This is a genomic window from Psychroserpens luteolus (genome assembly GCF_021032705.1).
Classification (GTDB): domain Bacteria; phylum Bacteroidota; class Bacteroidia; order Flavobacteriales; family Flavobacteriaceae; genus Psychroserpens; species Psychroserpens luteolus.
Genome location: NZ_JAHVXI010000001.1, coordinates 853,172 through 873,251 on the forward strand (window position 1 = coordinate 853,172; position 20,080 = coordinate 873,251).

Here is a 20,080-nt window from a genome sequence, read left to right on the forward strand (position 1 = left end):
TTAACGAATTCTAGAAGCACCCAAATTTCACTTTAATGTCCACATATCTTTGAAGTATCAAACAAGTATAAACCCATAAAACAGAATACTATGAAAACTTTAAAGAACACCCAAACCGAAAACAAAACACAAACAAGAGTATCTAAACTCTTTCAAGCCGTAATGATTTTAGCCATGCTATTTATTGCTTCAGATATTTACGGTCAAACCAAAGAAGTAGAATTTGATGTCTATACCAATTCTGCAGCTAATGCCACACAATATTTATTAGGTGACGATGTCGCTTTAAGAGATTGTGCTTCGGTACACTGCGAAAAATTAACAACCGTTAATATTGGCACACGAGTAAGATTACTAGCAAAAAGCGAAAATGCACAAACGATTAATGGCGTAACGAGTAGATTTTATAAAATTAAAATGGGACCTCAAGTTGGATGGATCTGGGGAGGACTCATCTCACAAAAAACAATGGTAAGCCAAATGAACCCTGAAATTAAATTTGTATTTGGCGAAGCAGGTGTAGACTATAAAGGCTATAAGCGTTTTCAACTAAGAGCCGTAAGAAATGGCGTTGAGATCGATAAGATCTTTGTAAAGTCTGAAACATTAAACCATGAATTGGTAAGCATTATTGACAAGCAAGACAACAAATATGGTACAGACGTAATTACCTTATGCAGCAATGAAGGTGAAAGCTGTGACACGACAGATAGTAAATCCTATGTCGTATTCAAAGACAATAAATTAATGCAAACGTCTACACTAGTAGCTCTAGAAAAAGTAAAACTTCAAAAAGCAAACTATGCGTTCTCTTGTGAACTTGATAATGAATAATAAAATTAGTTGATGTTGTGATTCATGTTTTTAGCGCTGTATATCTTTTTAGAGTACAGCGCTTTTAGCCGTTTAAAAAAAATGTGCATACTTCAAGTGCAAAAACTCCGTTCAAAATTGTAAGTTGCATTGAAATCATAAAACCAGAATTGAAATTAAAAATAACATATAAATTCTTTGTTCTTTTTTTTGGAATAACACTTGCTTGTTATGCTCAAAATAAACAACTGCGTGCTTTTACATTAGAAGATGGTTTACCGCAGTCTCAAGTATACGCCATGACTCAAGATGACAAAGGCTATTTATGGTTGGGCACACAAGGTGGCGGTTTGGCTCGCTTTGATGGTAATAGTTTTAAAGTGTTTAATGAAACAAACGGATTATCATCAAATTACATCAACACATTAAACACAAAAAATAACAGGTTATATATAGGCACAAAACGCGGACTTAGCATAAAGAAAAAACACACATTTATTAATATAGAAACACCTGAGGTCAACAAAATTTGCGAACTTAACGGAGAGTTGTTTCTATTAACACATCAAGGACTATATCAGATTAAAAAAAATACAGTAGTAGAAAAAATAGAGATTCATCCCGAAATCGACACAATCCAAGTCAAGGATATGATCTTTTTTGATGACTATTATTGGATTGCCACTCAAGATGGACTTTGGCAATTTAACGAGCTTAGCAATAACGCATCATTTGTTGAAAAAATAGAACGTAATGATTTTTCAGCTTTGGTAGGTTTTGACCATAAGATTTTTGCATCAACATTTAATGATGGTACCTTAGTGTTTGAGTCACAAAATTTTGACGATGCTGTTTTAATCCGAGAACCCTTACGTATTAATCACACGTCTATTTTAAACAATAATGAACTTTGGATTGCAACAGATAATGATGGTATTTCTGTGATCGATGCAACGACAAATGCCGAGTTATTTACACTCGATGGTGTTAATGGGCTTTCGGTACCTAATGTAAAACAAGCACTTCAGGATAGACAATCTAATATCTGGATTGCAACATCTGGTGGTGGATTGTACAAATACTTCCAAAACAACTTCAAGCATTTTAGCACGGAAACAGGCCTCAATGGAAACCGTGTCTATGCAGTGCATCACAGTAATAATGCGATATGGATTTCAACCTCCGAAAAGGGATTAATGAGAATTGACAACTTTGGGATTCATAATATTGAAATTCCTGAAGCGTTTTCCGAAGTTAAAATTAAAACGATAACAAGTGATCAAAGCGAAAATATTTGGGCAGGTTCTGAAGGAAGAGGTATATTGTTTCATGGAAAAGTAACTCTAGATTCTATTGTAATAGATACATTAAAGCGAAGCAAAAAGAGGATTCCCAAAACTGTTGAGGTTTCAAAAGTGATAAGCACAGAAAACGGATTTCCTTTTGATGATTGGATTCGGAAAATACACATTGATAAAGACGCCATTTATGCTGCAACCTATTCAAGCGGAATTGTAAAGTTTAACTACAATCCCAAATTAGATAGTTTAATCATACATAAAACGTTTGCTACTCAAGACGGTATTGAAGATCTCTACATTAGAGATATGGTTAAAGATAATGCTAATCGCCTTTGGTACGCTACACGAAATGGTCAATTAGGTTATTTGCTTAATAATAAGATAACGCATTTGGGCTCAGTTCTAGATCTTCAAACACCAATCAATAGCATATTGTTTCAAAATAACACCTTGTTTTTAGGCACTGCAGGAAAGGGTATTTGGTGGTCTAACGATGAAAACTTCAGCACATTTAAGAAACTAAAAGGAGCAAAAAAGGGATCTTCAGAAAACATATACCAGCTTATTTTTGATGATCAAGGCTACCTTTGGGCAGGAACAGAGCGTGGTGTTGATAAATTAGAGTTAGATAAAGATAATGAGATCAAAGATGTCTTTTTCTTTGGAAGAAATGACGGGTTCTTAGGTATTGAAACATGTTTGAATGCTGTGGATAAAGATAATAATGGTCATTTATGGTTTGGCGCATTATATGGTCTCACCGAATATAGACCAGCCGAAAGTGACCGAGAAACCAAAAAGCCAAACCTTTTTTTAGAAGACGTTAAAGTGGCTTATCGTAGTGTAGATTCTATTCAATTATCGTCTTGGACAAACACTGACAAGGTTTTAAAACTGAAACCCGATCAAAAACAAGTGAGCTTTTCATTTAAAACGGTTGATATTGACCATCCAAACGGTGTCGAATATCGCTACAAATTAAATGACAACGATTGGAGCCCTTGGTCATCTAAAGAGACTCAGGATTTTTCTGAACTAAATTTTGGAGCACACGATTTTCTCGTTCAGTCTAGAAATCATCGTTGGAAAGAAAGTGAACCACTTCGGTTTTCTTTTTATATCGAAAGCCCATTGTATAAAAAAGGATGGTTTCAGTGGACGATTATAGGTCTCGCCATTTTAGGACTTATAGCGATAGCATATCAATATATTAAGCGTATTAAACGAAAAACGACTAAGGAAAAAGAACGTTTAGAACTAGAAAACCACCTGTTAACCTTAGAACAAAAGGCATTGCGTTTACAAATGAATCCGCATTTTATTTTTAACGTGCTTAATGGCATTAAAGCTATGGCTCCAACAAAGCCAGAAAAAATGAATGAGACTGTAAATAGTTTTGCGACATTGCTTAGAGAAACTCTAGTGAATTCTAGAAAGGATACGATAAGTTTAGATCAGGAAATTAACACGTTACGTCATTATGTTGAAGTGGAACGCCTAATGGCCGAAAAACAATTTGAATACGACATTGTATTAAATACTGATTTAGATCCTGAAGAAATTTTAGTTCCTCCTATGCTTATTCAGCCTTTTGTAGAAAATGCAATTCGTCATGGGATTTTGAAAGGCCCTAGAGAAGGGGAGTTAAAAATTCAGTTTGATACCACTGATGACCTTTTAAAGGTGAGCATTACAGATAATGGTATTGGAATCTATAGTTCTCAACAACAAAAGTCTAAAACCGATCATCAATCTATGGCGCTTAAAGTAACAAGAGAACGATTAGAATCTATTTCAGGTAAAAACGCTTTAGAGGTTTCAGAAATAAAAAACAGTGACGGAAGTATTGGTGGCACGACCATTGTATTTAAAATTCCGTTAGAAACCGATTACTAAATATGTTAACAGCAATTATTGTAGAAGATATGAAAGATGCTATGGCTCTATTAAAAAGAGACATTGAAAGTCAGCATCCCGATATAAAAATTATAGACACAGCTCAAAGTGTAGTGGAGGCAGCAAAAGTGCTAAGGAAAACACAACCAGATATTTTATTTCTTGATATTATGTTAGGAGACGGAACTGGATTTGATGTCCTGGAGATTTTTCCAGAACTAAAATCAAAGATCATTTTTGTTACAGCTAGTGATGAATTTGCGATTAAAGCATTCAAATTTGCAGCTATAGATTATGTGCTAAAACCTTATGCTCATGAAGAGTTAGCGCAAGCTATCGAACGCGCAAAACAACAAATTCAACCAAGTAAAGAGCGTTTAAACATTTTAAAAGAAACATTATCAGCACCAGAAAAGAAACCCGATAAGATTTCATTACATACTTTAGATAAGATTATAATAGTCAACTTAGATGATATTGTGCGTTGTGAATCTGATAGTAATAACACCATGTTTCATCTTCAGGATAGCCGAAAGATTTTTGTAACTAAAACATTAAAGTACTTTGCAGATATGCTAAAACCTTATGGGTTTTTAAGAATTCATCAAAGCCACTTAGTAAATCTTCAATGTATAAGTGCATTTATAAAAACGGATGGTGGTTATTTGATGCTAAAAAATGGAGAAAATGTTCCGGTTTCTGTTAGAAAAAAAGCCAAAGTTATTGAGATCTTAGATCAAATGCATCGATAAGAAAGAAATATTATAAAACTGATACTTTTAAAATGTCGTAAGTAAGAGCGTAAAACACATGGTAACAATTATTTAAAATTAAAAACATGCAGATTTTGTCTCGATTATGATAAAAAAGCATATATTTGATTTTAATATAAATTTAACGCAAACGTCGAAAAACGTGCTTTTCGTCGATTTTTTTTGCATTTTATGGATGTTTTTTTGCTATTTTATTTTGTTGAGACCTTTTTTTTTATACATTTACGCCATAATGAGAATACAAAACAAGAAAATCTTTGCCTCGATCTTATTTGTATTAATAAGTTTTGTATGTGTAGCCCAAGGTGGTAACCCACCTCCTCCTATGCCACCACCGCCTCCAGGTTTACCTATTGATGGTTTCACCACAATAGCCGTAATTCTAGGAGCTTTCTTTGGTATTAAAATGACTATTAAAAATTCTAGAAAGTAGTTATAGCCTGGCCTCGTAGAGCTTTTGTATATATTTCCCTAAGACATCAAACTCTAAATTAATTTTAGAACCAACATGTAAATTCTTGAAATTGGTATGCTCATATGTGTACGGAATAATAGCGACACTAAACTTGTTTTTTTCTGAATTCACTACAGTTAAACTAACACCATTAACAGTAGCAGATCCTTTTTCTATGGTTACATTTCCAGAGCTTTGATCGTAACTAAATGTAAAGAACCAGCTGCCATTTTCCTCTTTTATGCGCTCACAGGTCCCAATTTGGTCAACATGACCTTGAACGATGTGCCCGTCCAATCGGTCCCCTAATTTCATAGCGCGTTCTAAGTTTACAATATCTCCAACCTGTAGGTCACCTATATTTGTCTTATCAATAGTTTCCTTTATGGCTGTAACGGTGTAATTGTCACCCAAAACAGCTACTACAGTAAGGCAAATACCATTATGAGCAACACTTTGGTCTATTTTCAATTCTGAAGTGATATTGCTTTGTATGGTTAAGTGAAGATTATCTTGTTCTTTTTTAAGATTGGTCACAACGCCAAGATCTTCGATAATTCCTGTAAACATAGTGTCGAATAATTGGTTAAATTTGCAATTGTAAAATTACGGACTATAGATAACATCTTAATGGAAAAAGATAAAAAAATAAAACTAGGAATTTCAATTGGTGATCTTAATGGAATAGGATCTGAAATTATCATCAAAACTTTTGAAGACAATCGCATGTTGGAGTTTTGCACACCAGTAATTTTTGCCTCTATAAAAACGATGTCTTTTTTTAAAAAGCATTTTAAAAGCAGCATCAATTTTCACGCAATCAATCATACAGACCAAATTATTCATGGAAAGATTAACGTATTGAATGTTTGGAAAGAGAATGTCACTATTAATTTTGGAGAAGAAGATGTTAAAATTGGTGAATATTCGGTGAAATCGCTCGAAGCAGCTACAGCTGCTTTAAAAAATGAAGCTATAGATGTATTAGTTACAGCTCCTATACATAAACATAATATTCAGTCTGATGACTTCAAATTCCCTGGTCATACTAATTATCTTGCTGAAAAATTGGGAGGAAAAAGTTTGATGTTCATGGTGACAAACACATTAAAAGTAGGATTACTTACCGATCATGTTCCAGTAAAAGATGTTCCTAATCATATCACTGCCGAACTCATTAATGAAAAAATTAATACAGTTTACATGTCACTAAAACAAGATTTTAGAATCAGTAAACCGAGAATTGCGGTCTTGGGAATCAATCCACATGCAGGAGACAACGGTGTTATTGGAGAAGAAGATGACAAGGTGTTACGACCAACATTGCAGGACATTAAAGAAAAAGGTAAGATGGTATATGGCCCTTATTCTGCCGATAGCTTCTTTGGGTCTGGAAATTATAAAAACTTTGACGCCATTGTTGCATCATATCATGATCAAGGACTAATACCATTTAAAACTATTGCTTTCGGACATGGTGTAAATTATACAGCAGGACTTAATAGAGTAAGAACGTCTCCAGATCATGGAACTGCTTTTGAAATTGCCGGAACAGGAAAAGCAGACAATGGTTCATTTAAAGAAGCTGTATTTACTGCAATAGAAGTTTTTAAGAATAGAAAAGAGTATAATGAATACTCAAAAAACCCTCTAAAAAAGGCACCAAAAAAGATATAAACATTTTTTGTTGATAAGCGCTGTTTAATTAATTAAAATTTATATATTTGCAGGCTCAAAATGAATGCGATGATGAAGCCCTTAAAGGAATTTACGATACCATTTATTGGTCTCAAGGTTGGAAAGCACCATTTTGATTATCAGATTGATAAAAAGTTCTTTGAACATTTTGAGTATGATGATTTTAATGATGTAAATGTAAAAACAGAGTTGTTGTTTGAAAAAAAGACGACCTTGTTGGAGTTACATTTTGAAATTTCAGGCATTGTAAATGTCAATTGCGACCTTACAAATGAACCTTATGACCAAAGTGTTGAAGGTAAATTTAAATTGGTAGTCAAGTTTGGTGACGATTATAATGATGAATTTGAAGACATACTAATCATACCTCATGGAGAATATGAAATCAATGTTGCACAGTACATATATGAATTAATCATATTGTCGATGCCAGCAAAACGAATTCATCCAGGAGTTGAAGATGGTACATTAGATTCAGAAATACTTAAAAAACTAGAAGAATTAAGTCCGAAAGGCTTAGACGATAAAGAAGAGACATCAGAGGACATTGATCCTCGTTGGAATACATTAAAAAAACTATTAACGGATAAATAACATATAAAATGGCACATCCTAAAAGAAAGATTTCTAAAACAAGAAGGGATAAAAGAAGAACACATTATAAAGCATCTGTTCCTACTATAGCTACTTGTCCTACAACAGGAGAAGCACACCTTTACCATAGAGCTCATTGGCACGAAGGAAAGTTATATTACAGAGGTCAAGTATTGATTGACAACTCTGAAAAAGAAGAAAACTTAGCATAAGTATTATGCATGCATATAATAAAACGCTCATACTTGAGCGTTTTTTTTATGTTTAATTTCTCTAAGTCTTAAAAACGACTTATTTTGCGTCATATTCGTTCAAAATTTAGTAAATTCATTAAAATTTTACCGTTTTTTGACGATTTTTGTCTTTTTAGGACGATTTTTTAAAAATTTAGTATGAGTAAAATCACAGCTGCAATTACAGGAGTAGGCGCTTATTTACCTGAATATAAATTGACCAATCAGATTTTAGAAACCATGGTCGATACAAATGATGAGTGGATTACCACTCGAACAGGTATAAAGGAACGTAGAATTCTTAAAGAAGATGGTAAAGGAACTTCCTATTTAGCCATTAAAGCCGCTCAAGACCTAATTGACAAAAAGGGAATTGACCCAAAAGATATAGAACTTGTTATCGTTGCCACTGCAACTCCAGATATGAAAGCTGCCTCAACCGCAGCTTTTACTGCAACTAATATAGGAGCAACTAATGCCTTTTCTTTCGATTTAGAAGCAGCGTGCTCTAGCTTTCTTTTCGGAATGTCTGTTGCTGCACGTTACATAGAATCTGGAAAATATAAGAATGTACTGCTCATTGGAGCAGATAAGAACTCTTCAATGATTAATTATAAAGACAGAGCTACTTGTATCATCTTTGGAGATGGCGCTGGAGCTGTGTTATTTGAACCTAATCATGAAGGACTTGGTCTACAAGACGAGCTATTGAGAAGTAATGGAGAAGGGCGTGAGTTTCTACATGCACAATATGGAGGCTCTTCTTATCCGTCTACACCTGAAGCAATCGCTGAAGGAAAGCATTTTGTGTTCCAAGAAGGAAAAACGGTATTTAAAAACGCCGTATTTAATATGGCAGATGTCACAGAGCGTATTTTAGAAAGAAACAATTTAACTAATGACGATATCTCATGGCTTGCAGCACACCAAGCTAATAAGAGAATTATAGAGGCTACAGCAAATAGAGTGTCTCTAGACCCAGCAAAGGTGATGATGAATATCCATAAATATGGAAATACAACTTCGGCAACATTACCATTGCTATTACACGATTACGAATCGCAATTAAAAAAAGACGATAAAATTATATTCGCAGCCTTTGGTGGCGGATTTACTTGGGGCTCAATTTATTTAAAATGGGCTTATAATTCTTAACCGACTTTTAACTAACTAATTAAAAAGACTAATAATTATGGATATTAAGGAAATTCAAAACTTAATCAAATTTGTAGCCAAATCAGGAGCAAGTGAGGTTAAATTAGAAATGGATGATGTTAAGATCACCATCAAAACAGGTGCTGATGACAAAGGGGACTCAACCACTTATGTTCAACAAATACCAGTGAGCCAACCTGTAGCGCAAGCTATACCTGCAGCAGCACCAGCCGCTCCTGCTGCACCAGCCGCTCCTGCAGCTGAACCAGCATCAGACGATTCGAAATATATAACAGTTAAGTCACCAATTATAGGTACATTTTATCGTAAGCCATCTCCAGACAAACCTGTGTTTGTTGAAGTAGGTAGCACTATTGGTGAAGGTGATGTATTATGTGTCATTGAAGCGATGAAATTATTCAACGAAATCGAATCTGAAGTATCAGGAAAAATCGTTAAGATTTTAGTAGATGATTCTTCTCCAGTAGAGTTTGATCAACCATTATTCTTGGTAGATCCATCATAACCGTTTAAAAATTCCAATTCACATCTCATGTCATGAGACCCAAAACCTAATGTTTGGTTTTGTACTTGGAATTTGAAATTTTTAATTCAAGAAGTTATGTTTAAAAAAATATTAATAGCTAATAGAGGAGAAATAGCACTACGTGTTATTAGAACCTGTAAAGAAATGGGTATCAAAACGGTAGCAGTGTATTCTACAGCAGATGCTGAAAGCTTACATGTGAAGTTTGCAGACGAAGCTGTCTGTATTGGCCCACCATCAAGTAGTGACTCTTACCTTAAAATATCCAATATTATAGCAGCAGCAGAAATCACAAATGCTGATGCCATACATCCAGGTTATGGGTTTTTATCTGAAAACGCTAAATTCTCAAAAATCTGTGAAGAGCACGATATCAAATTTATTGGAGCGTCTCCAGAAATGATTGATAGAATGGGAGACAAAGCCAATGCAAAAGCAACAATGCTTGCTGCAGGTGTGCCATGTGTTCCAGGAAGTGAAGGTATAATTGAAGACTTTGAAGAGTGTAAAAAACTAGCTAAAGAAACCGGCTATCCAGTTATGCTTAAAGCATCTGCTGGAGGTGGAGGAAAAGGAATGCGTGCTGTTTGGAAACCTGAAGACCTTGAAGATGCTTGGGAATCTGCTAGAACAGAATCTAAAGCAGCTTTTGGAAATGATGATATGTACATGGAAAAACTTATTGAAGAGCCACGTCATATTGAAATCCAAGTCGTAGGAGATTCAACAGGTCGCGCATGTCATCTTTCAGAACGTGATTGTTCGGTGCAAAGACGTCACCAAAAGTTAACCGAAGAAGTGCCATCTCCATTTATGACTAAGGCTTTACGTGATAAAATGGGGAAAGCGGCTGTGAAAGCTGCAGAATATATCAAATATGAAGGCGCAGGAACAGTAGAGTTCTTGGTAGATAAGCATCGTAATTTCTACTTCATGGAAATGAATACGCGTATTCAAGTGGAGCACCCAATTACAGAACAAGTGATCGATTTCGATTTAATTCGTGAGCAAATTCTTGTGGCTGCTGGTGTGCCAATTTCTGGTAAGAACTATACACCTAATCTACACTCTATCGAATGTCGTATTAATGCCGAAGATCCATTTAATGATTTTAGACCATCGCCAGGACGCATTACAACGTTGCATGCACCTGGAGGACACGGAGTTCGTTTAGATACACATGTGTATGCTGGTTATGTGATTCCGCCTAACTACGATTCTATGATTGCTAAGTTGATAACTACTGCACAAACACGTGAGGAAGCCATCAATAAAATGAAACGTGCTTTAGAAGAGTTCGTTATTGAAGGTATCAAAACAACCATTCCATTCCACAGACAACTCATGGAGCATCCAGATTATTTAGCGGGTAACTATACCACTAAGTTTATGGAAGATTTTGTTATTGAGACAACTCCAGAAGATTAATACTATAACTCCGAAATTTACGTTTCGGAGTTTTTTTTACCTTTTTCTTAGGGTGTTCTTTTATCCCGAAGTGTCGGGACAAAAGGCAGGCTCTCGCAAGTCGCTCTCGGTGAGGAGCTCCAACAATAGCTCCATCCTTAACACGAACCAATATTTCTTGTTATATTTAAGAGAACTAATAACCAAGGTTAATGATTAAGACCAAAGAATCTGTTTTCATCTGTCTCTTATTTTTACTCTTTTTTCCTGCTTACGCCATGTTTAACAATGCTATTTTATTTTTGTTTGATCAAGCATTTACAGGTGGTGAAGTCTCAAAAATTTTCACATACAACTATACGGGAAACCTACTCGGCTGTTTAGGAATGGCGAAATATATAGAGTTGTCAAGCTCATTTAATTTTTTTCAAAAAAATGGCGCCTTAATGCTAACTTTTTTAGTTTCAGTCGTTGCTTTTTTAATGATTCTCAAAAAGAAAGAATCCAAGAACTATCATGCTAAATGGTGCCTAATTTTTGTGTTTTCGGTATTTCTGTTTACAGGGCTTGAGTTTTTATATTACACGTTTTCTTATATGATTAAGGCAGATGTTGAATTTTCAGAAGTGCTTTCTTTGATACTAATATTTAGTCTAATTGTTGCTCTATTAGCTGCAATTCTATTTTTTAAAAATTTCAGTAAAAAAGAAAAATTACAAGTTTTTATCCTAGTGATACCAGCATCTTTTATAAGTGCTTATCTTTGGTTAGGTTACATCGGACCAGCAATTTTGCCAATATAAACTCTATGAATCTATCCTACTGGGAAATAAAATCATGGCTCACTAATGTCGATTATACAATCGTAGGTAGTGGTATTGTAGGTCTCAATTGTGCATTACAATTAAAACAACGATTTCCAACAGCTAGCATTTTAATTCTTGAGCGTGGTACATTGCCACAAGGTGCCAGCACTAAAAATGCAGGTTTTGCATGTTTTGGGAGCCTGAGTGAAATCATCAATGACCTTAAAACTCATTCTGAAGATGAAGTGTTTCAGTTGGTAAAAAAACGTATTGATGGCTTGCAGTTATTGCGACAAAGATTGGGAGATGATATTATAGACTACCAAGAGTTAGGTGGTTATGAATTGTTTTCAAAAACAGATGATTTATATGAAGAAAGCCAGTCTAAAAAAGACAGTATAAATTTACTTCTAAAACCACTATTTAATCAAGAAGTATTTAGCTTTAAACCCAATGAGTTTAATTTTAAAAACTGTCACGATACCTTAGGTTATAATCAATTTGAAGGCCAAATAGACACGGGAAAAATGATGGCTTCATTAACGCAATTAGTATTAGGTTCTGGGGTAAAAATATTGAATAATAGTACTGTCGAACAGTTCTCTGAAAACGACAATTCGGTTAACATTAAAACAGATCAATTTGAATTTTCTACCTCAAAACTTTTAATTGCCACCAATGGCTTTGCTTCAGCGTTAGATATTTCCGAAGTAAAACCAGCTAGAGCACAAGTCCTTATTACAAAACCTATAGAAAACCTTCATATTAAAGGCACATTTCATTTAGATCAAGGGTATTATTATTTTAGAAATATTGATAACCGCTTACTATTTGGAGGTGGGCGAAATCTAGATTTTAAAGGAGAAGAAACTACTGAATTGACCCAAACCCAACGTATTCAAGATAAGTTAGAAGACTTATTAAAAACGACTATATTACCTCATACAGCTTTTGACATTGATTATCGTTGGACAGGCATTATGGGTGTTGGACAACAAAAAAAACCCATTGTAAAACAGCTTAGCAATAATGTGTTTTGTGGTGTGCGTTTAGGAGGTATGGGAGTCGCTATTGGGAGTTTGGTTGGAAAAGAATTAGCCGATTTATTGTAATGGATACCAAAAAAAAACTGTATTACCAATGCCAACAATTTATTGACAATCGCTTACAAGCGATTCAAAAAACCATACATGAGATTCAAGAATCATTAACCTCTGAAACGAAAAGTTCGGCAGGAGATAAACACGAAACAGGTCGAGCCATGTTGCAATTAGAGCGAGAAAAAGCCGGACAGCAATTGGCAGAAATTCAAAGAATTAATCAATTATTATCTAAGATTGATGTTTCAAACACATCAAAAGTTATTGGCTTGGGAAGTGTAGTAATAACAACCAATGCCAATTACTTCATTGCCATTAGTGCTGGAGAATTGAAAGTTAGCAGTCAAGTATTTTATGCGATTTCAGCTCACACACCTATTGCCCAATTGTTATTAGGGAAATCTATAGGAGATAACATTCAATTTAGAAATCAGGATTTTAAAATTATTGAAGTCTACTAATTTTTATCTCATTCAATTTCAGTGTATCTTTAGTTTATGAAAAAGATTAAAATTACACTTGTATTGCTTACAAGTATGGTATTCTCATTGATGAGTTTTGCTCAAGACACTAAAACTCAAATTTCAGTAGATTTTAAAATTAGAAACCTTGGATTTAATGTTGATGGTTACTTTTCAAGCGCCTCTATTACCACAAACTTTAACAGTAACAATAGTGCACAATGGACCTTATCTGGAAGTGTAAAAGCCAACTCCATTGCTACAGGTATCAAAAAACGTGATGAGCACTTATTAAGAGAAGACTATTTTGATGTTAAGACCTATCCAGATATAACTCTAAAAGCAACAGGTTTTAAAAAGATATCTGAAAATAAGTATAAAGTTGAGGTGAATCTTACCATTAAAGACGTGACCAAACGGATAACAATTCCAATGCAAATTAGTGACGACGACAATAGCTTGAAGCTGAGTGCTTATTTTGAAATAAACAGACGTGATTTTGGTGTTGGAGGAAGTAGCCTAACGCTATCAAATACAGCAAGAATAAATGTAAACTATACCTTAAAAAAGGAATAACTTGAATCAAAAGAGTTCCAAAATAGATGTGCTTATTATTGGAGGTGGATTGGCTGGTTTATCTTGTGCAATCCACTTAGCAAAGCACAATATTAGTGCTTTGGTTATAGAGAAAAATAGGTATCCTAAGCATAAGGTTTGCGGCGAATATATTTCAAATGAAGTACTCCCTTATCTCAATTATTTAGACATTGATGTTTTTAAATTAGGCGCCAAAAAGATTGATAAATTTCAACTGTCTACCACAAAAAGTAAACTCATTTCTACTATTCTACCCTTAGGTGGTTTTGGAATTAGTCGCTTTTGTTTGGATGAGGCGCTTGCTCGAAAAGCAATGGATAATAATGTTGAAATTATTCAAGATACCGTTGAAGATGTTCAATTTGATAATGATCAATTTACTGTAATTACCAAAGACCAAAAACACTTTAAATCTAAGATGGTAATTGGCGCCTATGGTAAACGATCTAATATTGATGTAAAGCTTAAGCGTCAGTTTATAAAAAACAAGTCTCCTTATCTAGCTGTTAAAATGCACGTTAAAGGAGATTTTCCTGATGACTTAGTGGCTCTTCATAATTTTGAAGGTGGTTATTGTGGTGTTTCCAAAGTTGAGAATGATAGTATCAATCTCTGTTATATTGCAAATTTCAAAGTATTCAAAACGTATAAAAATATTGAGGAGTTTCAACGCAAAGTGGTATTTAAAAACACCTATTTAAAACATATTTTTAGTGCCACAACACCAGTTTTTGAACACCCCTTAACGATAAGTCAGATTTCTTTTGAAGACAAAAAACCATTAGAGAACCACATCTTAATGTGTGGTGATACAGCCGCACTTATTCATCCATTGTGTGGCAACGGAATGAGTATGGCAATTAGAAGCGCACAAATAGCATCAGCATTGATTATTAAATTTTTTAATTCTGAAATTTCAACAAGAGAAGCACTAGAAAAGCAGTATCTTAGAGAATGGAATACAGCCTTTAAGTCACGTTTAAAAACGGGACATATGATGGCTAATTTGTTTGATCGACCAAAATTGTCAGAAATTTTGATGAAAGGATTGCAATGGTTTCCAGGTGTTTTGCCATATATCATTAAACGAACGCATGGTAAATTAATGCAGATTGAATGAGCTTACTCGTCAATACAAAATATAGAAGTGATGCAGAAGAAATCATGGATGATTTGGACTATAATGGTCCAATACTTCATGATGCGCTCGATAAATTAGCAAAGATCAACCAATGGTTAGGAGGAAATAAAGTGACGCTTAGCGGACTTAAAAAAGTACTAAAGAATCAACCAAAAGGGAAACCTATTACCATTATTGATCTTGGATGCGGAAGTGGAGATATGTTGAGAACCGTTTCACAATTTGGAAAACGTAATGGCTATAATTTTCAATTGCTAGGCATTGATGCTAATCACCATACAATCGATTATGCTAAGGCATCATCAAAAGCGTATAAAAACATTGAGTTTAAAGCCATAGATATTTTCTCGGAAGATTTTAAACAACTCAACTATGACTTGGTATTGACGACATTATTTTTACACCATTTTAAGGAAGACGAATTAGTGTCGTTTTTAAAACCTGTTTTAGTAAAAGCGAAGTTAGGCATTGTAGTTAACGATTTACACAGGCATAAACTAGCCTATTATCTTTTTAAACTATTGTGTTTAACGATAAAGAACAAAACAATAATTGAAGATGGGTTAACGTCTGTACTAAGAGGGTTTAAACGACAAGAATTAATACATATATCACAACAATTGCATGCCAATTATCAAATAGAATGGAAATGGGCATTTCGTTTCCAGTGGCTATTGAAGCAAAAATAATATGAGTGTAAAAATAACAGCTGTAGCTAAACAATTGCCTAAATATACTAGAGAGACTAAAGATATTATTCCGTATTTAAACCTTTGGCTAACTGGTCAGGAAGAGCGCTTTCAACGTAAAGTAGTTAAGCTTTTTGAAAATGCTGGAGTCGATAGGCGTTACTCTATTATGGATGCTGAAGATGTCTTTATGAAAACCTCTTTCGAAGAAAAAAATGACATTTATTCAAAAGAAGTCGTGAAGCTAGCCGAACAATCTTTGAGTAAAGCCCTTGAAAAAGTCAGCCTAAAACCTACAGATATTGATTATATCATAACGGTAAGTTGTACAGGAATCATGATTCCATCTATGGATGCTTATCTAATAAATAATCTTAAGATGAAACAAGACATTGTAAGGCTTCCTGTAACCGAAATGGGCTGTGCTGCTGGTGTTTCAGGGATTATCTATGCAAAGAATTTTTTAAAAGCTAATCCTAATAAACGCGCTGCCGTCATTGCTGTAGAATCACCAACGGCAACCTTTCAGTTAGATGATTTTTCGATGGTAAATATTGTAAGTGCTGCTATTTTTGGAGATGGAGCTTCAAGCGTGATCTTATCATCTTATGAAAACGAAGAAGGGCCTAAGATTATTGATGAAGCCATGTACCACTTTTATGATGCTGAAACTATGATGGGTTTTAAATTGGTAAATACGGGGTTACAAATGATTTTAGATAAAGCAGTTCCTGAAACGATTGCTACTCATTTTCCTAAAATTGTACATCCTTTTTTAAAGCAGAATGGTATAACCATTGAAGATGTTGACCATCTTATTTTTCATCCAGGAGGAAAGAAAATCGTGCAAACAGTTGAAGATTTATTTGGCTCATTAGGAAAAAACATAGAAGACACCAAAGAGGTATTGAAACGTTATGGAAATATGAGTAGCGCAACAGTATTATATGTACTAGAGCGGTTTATGGATAAGCAATTACCAAAAGGTGATAAAGGTTTAATGTTAAGCTTTGGGCCAGGGTTTTCAGCACAACGAATTTTATTAGAATGGTAAAAGAATTTGAACACAAAAACTATTGGGCACTCATTTTGGGAGGTTCTAGCGGATTAGGTTTAGCTACAGCAAAAAAACTCGCTAAACACGGGATGAATATATGTGTTATTCATCGAAATTCCAGATCTCAAGAGACGGAAATTAATGCTGAGTTTGATAAAATCAAAGCCGAAGGAGTAACGTTTAAATCGTATAATGTAGATGCATTTAAGCCAGAAAAACGCGAACAAATTATTAGCGAATTAGATGCAATATTAGAAGGAGGAAAAATAAGAAGTTTAGTGCATAGTGTTGCCAAAGGAAATTTAAAACCTATGTTAGATGATGAAAAACCAACACTTCAAAATGATGATTTCAATTTAACTATCAATGCAATGGCAATTAGCTTATACGATTGGACCAAGTCTCTTTTTGAGGCAAAATTATTTTCAGAAGACGCACGAATCATAAGCTTCACTAGCGAAGGTAATACGAAAGCATGGAAGAATTATGCAGCAGTTTCAGCCGCAAAGGTGACGCTAGAAGCCATTACAAGAAATATTGCTTTAGAATTTGCACCATATGGTATTAGGGCCAATTGTATTCAAGCAGGTGTTACAGATACAGCTTCATTGCGAATGATTCCTGGTAGTGATCAAATAAAAGTACACAGTTTAAAACGCAACCCATTTAAACGGCTAACCCAACCTGAAGACGTCGCCAATGCCGTCTATCTATTAAGTAAAGATGAAGCGCGTTGGATAAATGGTTGTGTAATTCCTGTCGATGGAGGTGAGCATATAAGTTAAAATGACAGAACAACAGATTATAGCATTATTACCTTATCAAGAACCTTTTTTGTTTGTTGATGGGCTTAGTGCGTTTTCTGCTGAAGGGATTACAGGGCACTATACTTTTCAAAAAAATGCTTATTTCTATAAAGGACATTTTAAAAACAACCCAATTACACCAGGTGTTATTCTAACAGAGTGTATGGCGCAAATCGGACTGGTATGCTTAGGCATTTATATGTTGAAAGACGAGCTTTCAGATCATACGAATCCTCAAATTGCATTGACTTCAAGTCAGGTAGATTTCTTTTTACCAGTATATCCAGGCGAGAAAGTGACAGTAGTTTCAGAAAAGGAGCTGTTTCGATTTAATAAACTAAAATGCAAGGTTAAATTATTTAATGAGAACGGTGATTTGGTATGTCGCGGAAGAATTTCAGGAATGATCAAAGCATGAAAAACAGAGTCGTCATAACGGGTTTAGGAGTTGTATCACCAAATGGTGTTGGCCTTGATGCATTTACTACAGCTATCAAAAAAGGACAGCCAGGAATTACCTTCCACCAGCAATTAGCCGACTTACAATTTTCTTGCTGTATAGGAGGAGTGCCTCTAATTTCCGAAGAAAAAAAACTCGAATACCTCACGCCTTTACAACTAAGAGGTTTTAATAGTTCTGGGATTTTATATGGATGTATCGCGGGAATGGATGCATGGAGAGATGCAGGACTATCAATTGATCCTAAAAGTAAATTGGACTTCGATAGTGGAACTGTTTTCGGTACAGGAACATCTGGTGTTGAGAAGTTCAGAGAAGCGATCTATAAACTCGATGACAAACAAGTCAAACGCTTAGGGAGTACCGTTGTAGTACAAACTATGGCTAGTGGTATTAGTGCATTTTTGGGAGGTATCTTAGGTTTAGGAAATCAAGTAACAACAAATTCTTCGGCATGTACCACAGGAACCGAAGCCATTTTAATGGGTTATGAGCGTATTAAAAATGGTCAAGCCAAATGTATGCTGGTTGGGAGTTGTAGTGATGATGGCCCATACATTTGGGGTGGATTTGATGCCATGCGAGTAATGACCTATAAGCACAACGATACACCTGAGCAAGGCTCACGTCCTATGAGTGCTAGTGCTTCTGGATTTGTGCCAGGATCTGGTGCAGGAGCTTTGGTATTGGAGTCTTTGGAGAGTGCTTTGGAGCGAAACGCAAAGATCTATGCTGAGGTTTTAGGCGGACATATAAATTCTGGAGGTCAACGGCAAGGTGGTACTATGACTGCGCCAAATCCCGAAGCTGTTCAGCACTGTATCAAAGAGGCTGTTGTCAATGCCAATATTTCAGCTATAGACATTGATACGATTAATGGGCATTTAACAGCAACGTCAAAAGACGCTTTAGAGGTTGAGAACTGGACCAAGGCTCTAGATAGACAGGGTAATGATTTTCCATATATCAATTCTTTAAAATCTATGGTGGGTCATTGTTTGGCTGCAGCAGGAAGTATCGAATCTGTAGCAACAGTATTGCAGTTAAAAGAACAATTTGTGTTTCCAAATATTAATTGTGATGATGTTCATCCAGAAATTTCCAATTTAATTTCCGAAGAAAAGATTGTAAAACGTGCACTAAAAACTGAATTAAATATTGCAGCAAAAGCCAGTTTTGGTTTTGGTGATGTGAATGCTTGTATTATCTTTAAGAGATATAATTAAGCTATGACCAAAGACGAATTAATTGCCAAATTAAAAACTATTGTTCAACCCTATATTCAAGACGAAGCAGCCTTTGACAACCTGTCTGAAGACACAGATTTTATCAATGATCTCAAGATTAACTCTGCGAATCTTGTTGATGTTATTCTAGATGTGGAAGATGAGTTTGATATTAGAATCGAAAACGACGATATGGAAAAAATGATTTCGGTTAAAGCAGCTATGGGCATCGTCAATGAAAAATTAGCCGAAAAATGATAGGCAACGACATTGTCGATTTAAAGTATATTAAAGAGACCTCTAATTGGAAACGTCCTCGTTTTTTAGATAAGGTGTTTACGACAAAAGAGCAGCATCTTATTTTGTCTTCGGAAAACCAACATCAAATGGTTTGGTTACTATGGAGCATGAAAGAAGCGGCTTATAAATGTCATGTTCAGCAATATGGAAGGCGTTTTTTTAATCCGAAACGATTAGTGTGTGAGCTCATTTCCGAAGATAAAGGACAAGTCAATATTGACGCTATCCAATATTATACAGCAACAATAGTAACTAAAGATTATGTTTATACCATTGCTAAGCAAACCGATGACCAACCTGTTGAGACTTCTATTATTGAAACTAAAGCTCCTAAACTGGCAACACAAAGTGTCCTATTAAAACGATACGCTCTAGAATCTATTGCTGAAGTTAAACACTTAGATCTTGATATGTTAGAAATTAGAAAAACCAAAATTGGAGCCCCTGAAGTTTACTATGCTTCTCAAAAAACGCCTATTGATTTGACTTTAACTCATTGTGGGCGCTTTTCAAGCTTTGCGTTTTAAAGATTAAAAATTGAGTGTGTTATGTTTGATTTGTAGTAT

Annotated in this window: 23 protein-coding genes; 22 read left to right on the top strand and 1 reads right to left on the bottom strand. The window is 34.9% G+C overall.

Going from position 1 to position 20,080, the window contains the following annotated elements; all coding sequences use genetic code 11:
- The first annotated feature begins 90 nt into the window (after nucleotides 1–90).
- The 4 genes from KWG70_RS03770 (at nucleotide 91) to KWG70_RS03785 (ending at nucleotide 5,216) form a co-directional block, all read left to right on the top strand.
- On the top strand, nucleotides 91–834 hold the full coding sequence (locus KWG70_RS03770; protein WP_230934662.1) for a hypothetical protein: 744 nt from the start codon (nucleotides 91–93) through the stop codon (nucleotides 832–834).
- A 149-nt stretch (nucleotides 835–983) separates the two neighbouring features.
- On the top strand, nucleotides 984–4,010 hold the full coding sequence (locus KWG70_RS03775; RefSeq protein WP_230934663.1) for a ligand-binding sensor domain-containing protein: 3,027 nt from the start codon (nucleotides 984–986) through the stop codon (nucleotides 4,008–4,010).
- Nucleotides 4,011–4,012: 2 nt separating this feature from the next.
- Nucleotides 4,013–4,762 carry a LytR/AlgR family response regulator transcription factor gene (locus tag KWG70_RS03780; protein ID WP_230934664.1) on the top strand — a complete coding sequence of 250 codons (750 nt, stop codon included), beginning with the start codon at nucleotides 4,013–4,015 and terminating at the stop codon, nucleotides 4,760–4,762.
- A 253-nt stretch (nucleotides 4,763–5,015) separates the two neighbouring features.
- Entirely contained in the window at nucleotides 5,016–5,216 is a 201-nt protein-coding gene (locus KWG70_RS03785) for a hypothetical protein (protein ID WP_230934665.1), read from the top strand.
- Here KWG70_RS03785 and KWG70_RS03790 read toward each other — a convergent pair whose 3' ends face one another.
- A complete protein-coding gene (locus tag KWG70_RS03790; RefSeq protein WP_230934666.1) occupies nucleotides 5,217–5,807 on the bottom strand; it encodes a riboflavin synthase in 591 nt (196 codons plus the stop codon).
- 60 nt (nucleotides 5,808–5,867) lie between these two features.
- Here KWG70_RS03790 and pdxA point away from each other — a divergent pair, with 60 nt between their 5' ends.
- From pdxA to KWG70_RS03880, 18 genes are all read left to right on the top strand, one after another.
- Nucleotides 5,868–6,914: a 4-hydroxythreonine-4-phosphate dehydrogenase PdxA gene (gene pdxA / locus KWG70_RS03795; protein ID WP_230934667.1), complete on the top strand. Its 1,047-nt coding sequence runs from the start codon at nucleotides 5,868–5,870 to the stop codon at nucleotides 6,912–6,914.
- A 72-nt stretch (nucleotides 6,915–6,986) separates the two neighbouring features.
- A complete protein-coding gene (locus KWG70_RS03800; RefSeq protein WP_230935017.1) occupies nucleotides 6,987–7,529 on the top strand; it encodes a YceD family protein in 543 nt (180 codons plus the stop codon).
- An 8-nt stretch (nucleotides 7,530–7,537) separates the two neighbouring features.
- Nucleotides 7,538–7,741: a 50S ribosomal protein L32 gene (gene rpmF / locus KWG70_RS03805; protein WP_040279531.1), complete on the top strand. Its 204-nt coding sequence runs from the start codon at nucleotides 7,538–7,540 to the stop codon at nucleotides 7,739–7,741.
- Between the two features lie 180 nt (nucleotides 7,742–7,921).
- Nucleotides 7,922–8,917, top strand: coding sequence for a beta-ketoacyl-ACP synthase III (locus tag KWG70_RS03810; protein WP_230934668.1), 996 nt, complete (start codon nucleotides 7,922–7,924; stop codon nucleotides 8,915–8,917).
- A gap of 37 nt (nucleotides 8,918–8,954) precedes the next feature.
- Complete coding sequence (gene accB / locus KWG70_RS03815) at nucleotides 8,955–9,443, top strand: acetyl-CoA carboxylase biotin carboxyl carrier protein (protein WP_230934669.1); 489 nt, start codon at nucleotides 8,955–8,957, stop codon at nucleotides 9,441–9,443.
- Between the two features lie 96 nt (nucleotides 9,444–9,539).
- Nucleotides 9,540–10,892: an acetyl-CoA carboxylase biotin carboxylase subunit gene (gene accC / locus KWG70_RS03820; protein ID WP_230934670.1), complete on the top strand. Its 1,353-nt coding sequence runs from the start codon at nucleotides 9,540–9,542 to the stop codon at nucleotides 10,890–10,892.
- 191 nt (nucleotides 10,893–11,083) lie between these two features.
- Nucleotides 11,084–11,674: a hypothetical protein gene (locus KWG70_RS03825; protein WP_230934671.1), complete on the top strand. Its 591-nt coding sequence runs from the start codon at nucleotides 11,084–11,086 to the stop codon at nucleotides 11,672–11,674.
- Nucleotides 11,675–11,679: 5 nt separating this feature from the next.
- Nucleotides 11,680–12,789, top strand: coding sequence for an NAD(P)/FAD-dependent oxidoreductase (locus KWG70_RS03830; RefSeq protein WP_230934672.1), 1,110 nt, complete (start codon nucleotides 11,680–11,682; stop codon nucleotides 12,787–12,789).
- Nucleotides 12,789–13,238: a GreA/GreB family elongation factor gene (locus tag KWG70_RS03835; RefSeq protein ID WP_230934673.1), complete on the top strand. Its 450-nt coding sequence runs from the start codon at nucleotides 12,789–12,791 to the stop codon at nucleotides 13,236–13,238. Before KWG70_RS03830 ends, KWG70_RS03835 begins: the two co-directional genes overlap by 1 nt.
- A gap of 36 nt (nucleotides 13,239–13,274) precedes the next feature.
- Nucleotides 13,275–13,814: a YceI family protein gene (locus KWG70_RS03840; protein ID WP_230934674.1), complete on the top strand. Its 540-nt coding sequence runs from the start codon at nucleotides 13,275–13,277 to the stop codon at nucleotides 13,812–13,814.
- A 1-nt stretch (nucleotide 13,815) separates the two neighbouring features.
- Nucleotides 13,816–14,955: an NAD(P)/FAD-dependent oxidoreductase gene (locus tag KWG70_RS03845; protein ID WP_230934675.1), complete on the top strand. Its 1,140-nt coding sequence runs from the start codon at nucleotides 13,816–13,818 to the stop codon at nucleotides 14,953–14,955.
- The gene (locus KWG70_RS03850; protein WP_230934676.1) at nucleotides 14,952–15,665 is read left to right on the top strand and encodes a methyltransferase domain-containing protein; all 714 of its coding nucleotides are present in this window, start codon (nucleotides 14,952–14,954) and stop codon (nucleotides 15,663–15,665) included. The genes KWG70_RS03845 and KWG70_RS03850 overlap by 4 nt, the downstream gene beginning before the upstream one ends.
- A gap of 1 nt (nucleotide 15,666) precedes the next feature.
- Complete coding sequence (locus KWG70_RS03855; protein WP_230934677.1) at nucleotides 15,667–16,719, top strand: type III polyketide synthase; 1,053 nt, start codon at nucleotides 15,667–15,669, stop codon at nucleotides 16,717–16,719.
- Entirely contained in the window at nucleotides 16,713–17,507 is a 795-nt protein-coding gene (locus KWG70_RS03860; RefSeq protein WP_230934678.1) for an enoyl-ACP reductase FabI, read from the top strand. Before KWG70_RS03855 ends, KWG70_RS03860 begins: the two co-directional genes overlap by 7 nt.
- 1 nt (nucleotide 17,508) lies before the next feature.
- The gene (locus KWG70_RS03865; protein WP_230934679.1) at nucleotides 17,509–17,946 is read left to right on the top strand and encodes a 3-hydroxyacyl-ACP dehydratase FabZ family protein; all 438 of its coding nucleotides are present in this window, start codon (nucleotides 17,509–17,511) and stop codon (nucleotides 17,944–17,946) included.
- On the top strand, nucleotides 17,943–19,214 hold the full coding sequence (locus tag KWG70_RS03870) for a beta-ketoacyl-[acyl-carrier-protein] synthase family protein (RefSeq protein WP_230934680.1): 1,272 nt from the start codon (nucleotides 17,943–17,945) through the stop codon (nucleotides 19,212–19,214). Before KWG70_RS03865 ends, KWG70_RS03870 begins: the two co-directional genes overlap by 4 nt.
- A gap of 3 nt (nucleotides 19,215–19,217) precedes the next feature.
- Entirely contained in the window at nucleotides 19,218–19,472 is a 255-nt protein-coding gene (locus KWG70_RS03875; RefSeq protein ID WP_230934681.1) for an acyl carrier protein, read from the top strand.
- On the top strand, nucleotides 19,469–20,041 hold the full coding sequence (locus tag KWG70_RS03880; RefSeq protein ID WP_230934682.1) for a 4'-phosphopantetheinyl transferase family protein: 573 nt from the start codon (nucleotides 19,469–19,471) through the stop codon (nucleotides 20,039–20,041). The genes KWG70_RS03875 and KWG70_RS03880 overlap by 4 nt, the downstream gene beginning before the upstream one ends.
- Nucleotides 20,042–20,080: the final 39 nt, after the last annotated feature.

What these genes read in the sequence shown, in the direction of transcription:
- accC (WP_230934670.1), top strand. Translation starts at nt 9,540, where the DNA reads ATGTTTAAAAAAATATTAATAGCTAATAGAGGAGAAATAGCACTACGT.
- KWG70_RS03790 (WP_230934666.1), bottom strand. Translation starts at nt 5,807, where the DNA reads ATGTTTACAGGAATTATCGAAGATCTTGGCGTTGTGACCAATCTTAAA.
- KWG70_RS03770 (WP_230934662.1), top strand. Translation starts at nt 91, where the DNA reads ATGAAAACTTTAAAGAACACCCAAACCGAAAACAAAACACAAACAAGA.
- KWG70_RS03785 (WP_230934665.1), top strand. Translation starts at nt 5,016, where the DNA reads ATGAGAATACAAAACAAGAAAATCTTTGCCTCGATCTTATTTGTATTA.
- KWG70_RS03835 (WP_230934673.1), top strand. Translation starts at nt 12,789, where the DNA reads ATGGATACCAAAAAAAAACTGTATTACCAATGCCAACAATTTATTGAC.
- KWG70_RS03780 (WP_230934664.1), top strand. Translation starts at nt 4,013, where the DNA reads ATGTTAACAGCAATTATTGTAGAAGATATGAAAGATGCTATGGCTCTA.
- rpmF (WP_040279531.1), top strand. Translation starts at nt 7,538, where the DNA reads ATGGCACATCCTAAAAGAAAGATTTCTAAAACAAGAAGGGATAAAAGA.
- pdxA (WP_230934667.1), top strand. Translation starts at nt 5,868, where the DNA reads ATGGAAAAAGATAAAAAAATAAAACTAGGAATTTCAATTGGTGATCTT.
- KWG70_RS03830 (WP_230934672.1), top strand. Translation starts at nt 11,680, where the DNA reads ATGAATCTATCCTACTGGGAAATAAAATCATGGCTCACTAATGTCGAT.
- KWG70_RS03870 (WP_230934680.1), top strand. Translation starts at nt 17,943, where the DNA reads ATGAAAAACAGAGTCGTCATAACGGGTTTAGGAGTTGTATCACCAAAT.
- KWG70_RS03855 (WP_230934677.1), top strand. Translation starts at nt 15,667, where the DNA reads ATGAGTGTAAAAATAACAGCTGTAGCTAAACAATTGCCTAAATATACT.
- KWG70_RS03825 (WP_230934671.1), top strand. Translation starts at nt 11,084, where the DNA reads ATGATTAAGACCAAAGAATCTGTTTTCATCTGTCTCTTATTTTTACTC.
- KWG70_RS03860 (WP_230934678.1), top strand. Translation starts at nt 16,713, where the DNA reads ATGGTAAAAGAATTTGAACACAAAAACTATTGGGCACTCATTTTGGGA.
- KWG70_RS03800 (WP_230935017.1), top strand. Translation starts at nt 6,987, where the DNA reads ATGAAGCCCTTAAAGGAATTTACGATACCATTTATTGGTCTCAAGGTT.
- KWG70_RS03810 (WP_230934668.1), top strand. Translation starts at nt 7,922, where the DNA reads ATGAGTAAAATCACAGCTGCAATTACAGGAGTAGGCGCTTATTTACCT.
- accB (WP_230934669.1), top strand. Translation starts at nt 8,955, where the DNA reads ATGGATATTAAGGAAATTCAAAACTTAATCAAATTTGTAGCCAAATCA.
- KWG70_RS03850 (WP_230934676.1), top strand. Translation starts at nt 14,952, where the DNA reads ATGAGCTTACTCGTCAATACAAAATATAGAAGTGATGCAGAAGAAATC.
- KWG70_RS03840 (WP_230934674.1), top strand. Translation starts at nt 13,275, where the DNA reads ATGAAAAAGATTAAAATTACACTTGTATTGCTTACAAGTATGGTATTC.
- KWG70_RS03880 (WP_230934682.1), top strand. Translation starts at nt 19,469, where the DNA reads ATGATAGGCAACGACATTGTCGATTTAAAGTATATTAAAGAGACCTCT.
- KWG70_RS03875 (WP_230934681.1), top strand. Translation starts at nt 19,218, where the DNA reads ATGACCAAAGACGAATTAATTGCCAAATTAAAAACTATTGTTCAACCC.
- KWG70_RS03865 (WP_230934679.1), top strand. Translation starts at nt 17,509, where the DNA reads ATGACAGAACAACAGATTATAGCATTATTACCTTATCAAGAACCTTTT.